The 3,683-nt window shown below is 58.3% G+C and carries 5 protein-coding genes; 4 read left to right on the forward strand and 1 reads right to left on the reverse strand.

The genetic code is table 11. From position 1 onward, the window contains the following. The coding region (locus WCA53_RS14875) for a hypothetical protein (RefSeq protein WP_423911548.1) at positions 1-218 on the reverse strand (218 nt) is incomplete at its 3' end. 299 nt (positions 219-517) lie between these two features. Here WCA53_RS14875 and WCA53_RS14880 point away from each other — a divergent pair. The 4 genes from WCA53_RS14880 to WCA53_RS14895 all read left to right on the forward strand — a co-directional run bounded on the left by WCA53_RS14880 (position 518) and on the right by WCA53_RS14895 (position 3,556). Next, positions 518-709 carry a DUF3563 family protein gene (locus WCA53_RS14880; RefSeq protein ID WP_423911550.1) on the forward strand — a complete coding sequence of 64 codons (192 nt, stop codon included), beginning with the start codon at positions 518-520 and terminating at the stop codon, positions 707-709. A 46-nt stretch (positions 710-755) separates the two neighbouring features. After that, a complete protein-coding gene (locus tag WCA53_RS14885; protein WP_423911553.1) occupies positions 756-1,259 on the forward strand; it encodes a universal stress protein in 504 nt (167 codons plus the stop codon). Positions 1,260-1,431: 172 nt separating this feature from the next. Beyond that, entirely contained in the window at positions 1,432-1,824 is a 393-nt protein-coding gene (locus tag WCA53_RS14890; RefSeq protein WP_423911555.1) for a TerB family tellurite resistance protein, read from the forward strand. Positions 1,825-2,128: 304 nt separating this feature from the next. After that, positions 2,129-3,556 carry a purine-cytosine permease family protein gene (locus WCA53_RS14895; protein WP_423911557.1) on the forward strand — a complete coding sequence of 476 codons (1,428 nt, stop codon included), beginning with the start codon at positions 2,129-2,131 and terminating at the stop codon, positions 3,554-3,556. The last annotated feature ends 127 nt before the right edge of the window (positions 3,557-3,683 follow it).

A 3,683-nucleotide genomic window follows, 5' to 3' on the forward strand; every position in this document is an offset into this window, starting at 1 on the left:
CCGTAGTAACCGATCACGATGGGCGTCGAATACACCGGTGTTGGCGGAAGCAGCGGCGGGGGCGGTGGCGCGTAATAGACGGGCGGCGGTACGTAAGCCGGCAACACCGGATAGGCGGGTGCGCCAATCCCCACGCCGACAAAAACACGCGCTTGTGCACAACTTACCAAACCGACGCCGAGCGCGGCGGCGACTAACACGTGGCGAATGGCTTTCATGGTCTGTTCTCCTTGTCTTTTTATGCCCGTCGGTTGACGGCATCGCATGACTGCATGTTGCCGAGACAGACTGAGCAAAGAATTACGAAGATTCGCGAGACACGACCACCCCGACGAACGTTTTTCAGCAGCACGCGTTGCTCATTTTCCGCTCACTCTTCACGCCTACGATGCAGTCCATCGACGAGCGACGTTTTGATTCACGGCTAATTCAAATTGCCTGTCGCAATCGGTCGCAATCGTCGCAACGCGGTGGACCGGCGGTCCGCCATGAATCGAATCACCGACTGGAGTGCATCATGTTTGCGAAATTAACCAAAACGCTGAGCGAATTTTTCATCACCACCGAAGACCAGGAACGCGAGTCCTACCTGGCGTCGTCAGTCGACTTCGCCGATCTCGAACACCGCATCCACGCCATCGAGATGAACCACCAACCGATCACCTTGTATTCATATTCAAGTGGCGCGCCGCGTGACTGGCACGTTTGATTTCGACTGTCCTGTCTCACGGTCCCACTAATGGAAGGTACCCAGAATGTTCACGAAAATTCTCGTTGCGGTTAGTGCAAGCTCACCCGACAGCGTGTTGGCTTCAGCCATCGACGTCGCCCGAAAGTACGATGCGCGCATTTTTGCGCTGCACGTGGTCGACCCAACGCCCTGCGTCGTTGGCTCGGTCGATTACGACTTCGGCGCGGTCGTCGAGGCCATGGAAGCACATGGACGCGAAATCGTCACGCACGTCAAGAATGTAATGGACGACCACGCACGTCCTGCCGAAACCCGCATGGTTACGTTGCCGATAACGGGCTCGACGATCGGCCGCGTGATCGCCTCTTTCGCCGAAGAGTCGGGTTGCGACCTGATTCTTCTCGGCCAAAGAGAATCAGGCTGGTGGCGTTGGTTGAGCGAAGACGTAGCCGCGGACGTACGGCGCGGTACAGGCACGCCGATCCAGATCGTCTCCGGCAAAGTCGCGGGCGGCTCGTCACGTCGAGCCGGCAGTGTCTGGACTGACGCACCGGTGGCCGGCGCCTGATAAACGGAGGGTTCTTCACCGACGCAACCACATTCTCGATTTGATACACAAAAATAATTTCGTGTTCCTAACTTATTTTTCACATACATTCTTAAACCGCCGTGGTGACTCGTCCGGAGTTTTCACACTCAATCTCGCCCGGCCATTCCCGCTAAACAGCAAGGAGTAGAAAATGCGTCACTATCAATGCAACAGTCCCGAGGCAGCGGGCCGCATCCTGGCGGCATGCCTGCTTTCCGACGGCCACCTCAGCGTCACCGAACTTGAAGCGCTCGATCGTTGCGGCATGCAAACGCGGTTGTTGCTGGATCGATGCCGCCTGCTCGCCATCGTGCAAACGTTGTGCGAGGATCTGACGCGCTTCGGCTATATGAGCTGGAGCGACGCGTGCCAGCTCGATCCCGCGACGCTCGCCTCGCTGGCGGCCGATGTGGAGGATCGGCAACTCCGTCGCCACATTATCGAATTGTGCAACGAAGCGGTCACGGCCGACCAGAGCTCCTGCGAACGAGAGGCGCGCTTCCTGCGGTCGCTGCGCGACGCGTGGCAGTTTCCTACGCAATGAGGGCGGCTGATCGATTTATTCACGCCCGGCCTTCGGCGCCGCATACGAATCGGGTAACCCCCTATTTGCGCAGGCTTGTCTATACAAGTAAATTTCTATCCGACTAATTTCGATCAAAGTTCGAAACGACCGGGTACCAAAAGCGCCCGGCCGCCCAAGCGAGCAAACCGCTGCCCGCCTTAGATTCGCCAGAAAAATAAAAAGGGGCGGCCCGTGCCGCCACGCCCGTAACCACACTGTCCGTTTGCCTGACGCAAAGTCGAGCAAGCGAGATCTGAAGCGTTCTGGAGACTGTTCCGTGGCAATTCCCACCGAAAACCCCGCTAGCGGCGCGTTGATCGAATCCCGGTCTATCGACTACATCCCCGATACGGAACGTCATGGCAGCCTGTTTAGCCAGTTCACGCTCTGGCTATCGGCCAACCTGCAGATCACGGCCATCGTGACCGGCGCGCTCGCCGTGGTCCTTGGCGGAGACGTGTTCTGGTCGCTCATCGCCTTGCTGATCGGGCAACTCGTTGGCGGTACCGTCATGGCGCTGCATGCCGCACAGGGGCCTCAACTCGGCCTCCCGCAAATGATCTCGAGCCGTGTGCAGTTTGGCGTGTACGGCGCGGTGATTCCCATCGTCCTCGTGTGCCTGATGTATGTCGGCTTTTCGGCAAGCGGTTCGGTGCTTGCCGGCCAGGCGGTCGCCCAGTTGTTCAGCGTTGACGATTCGGTGGGCATTGTGATTTTCGCCGTCGTGATCGTGCTCCTGACGTTCATTGGCTATCGCTCGATTCACTTTGTCGGACGCATTGCGAGCGTGGTGGGTGTGGCTGCCTTTGTCTTCATGTTTGTGCAACTCTTCGCGCATCACGACATGGGTGCGCTGCTCGCGAACCGGCACTTTACGCTCCCAAGCTTCTTGCTCTCGATGTCGCTATCGGCTTCGTGGCAGATCGCGTTCGGACCGTACGTTGCGGATTACTCGCGCTATCTGCCGCGCTCGACGTCGTCGGTACGGACGTTTCTCGCCGTGGGGCTTGGCTCAGTGATCGGCGCCCAGGCTGCCATGACCTTCGGTGTGTTCGCCGCGGCGCTGGCAGGGAGCCAGTTTTCGCATCACGAGGTGTCGTACATCGTCGGGCTCGGGGCGAGTGGCGCAGTCGCCGCGCTGCTTTACTTCAGCATCGCGTTCGGAAAGGTGACGGTGACGACGCTCAACGCCTACGGTAGCTTCATGTCGATGGCGACGATTGTCAGCGGCTTTCGCGGTCAACGCACGATATCGACCCGTCACCGCCTGTTCTACATCCTCGGCATGGTGGGCGTATCGACCTTGGTCGCGCTTGCAGGCCGCCACTCGTTCCTGAAAGAGTTCTCCGCATTTATCCTGTTCCTGCTCGCGTTCTTCACTCCGTGGAGTGCGATCAACCTGGTGGACTACTACTGCTTTACGAAATCGCGCTATGACGTCCCTGCCCTGTCGAATCCGGACGGTCGCTACGGCCGCTGGAATGGCATGGCGATAGCAATCTATGTGGCGGGCGTACTGGTCCAAATGCCGTTCATATCGACCAGTTTCTACACGGGAGCGCTCGTCGACTCGCTTGGTGGAACGGACATCTCGTGGATTCTCGGTCTTATCGCGCCCGCAGTGCTCTATTACGTATGTGCTCGCGCTTCATCGCGCAACATTCCTGAGCGTCTCATTCTTCCCGTCGAGCAAGTCAACGCGCGCAGCTGAGTCGATAAAGCCGTCACTACGACCTGCGGGGCCCAACGCGGCCGTGTGACGGGACGACCGAACGACATCTTTGCAATACGATGCTTCATTTCAATATTTATTGAAACATTGAATCGATAGATGTATC

It is taken from the genome of Caballeronia sp. (genome assembly GCF_049581465.1).
GTDB lineage: Bacteria > Pseudomonadota > Gammaproteobacteria > Burkholderiales > Burkholderiaceae > Caballeronia.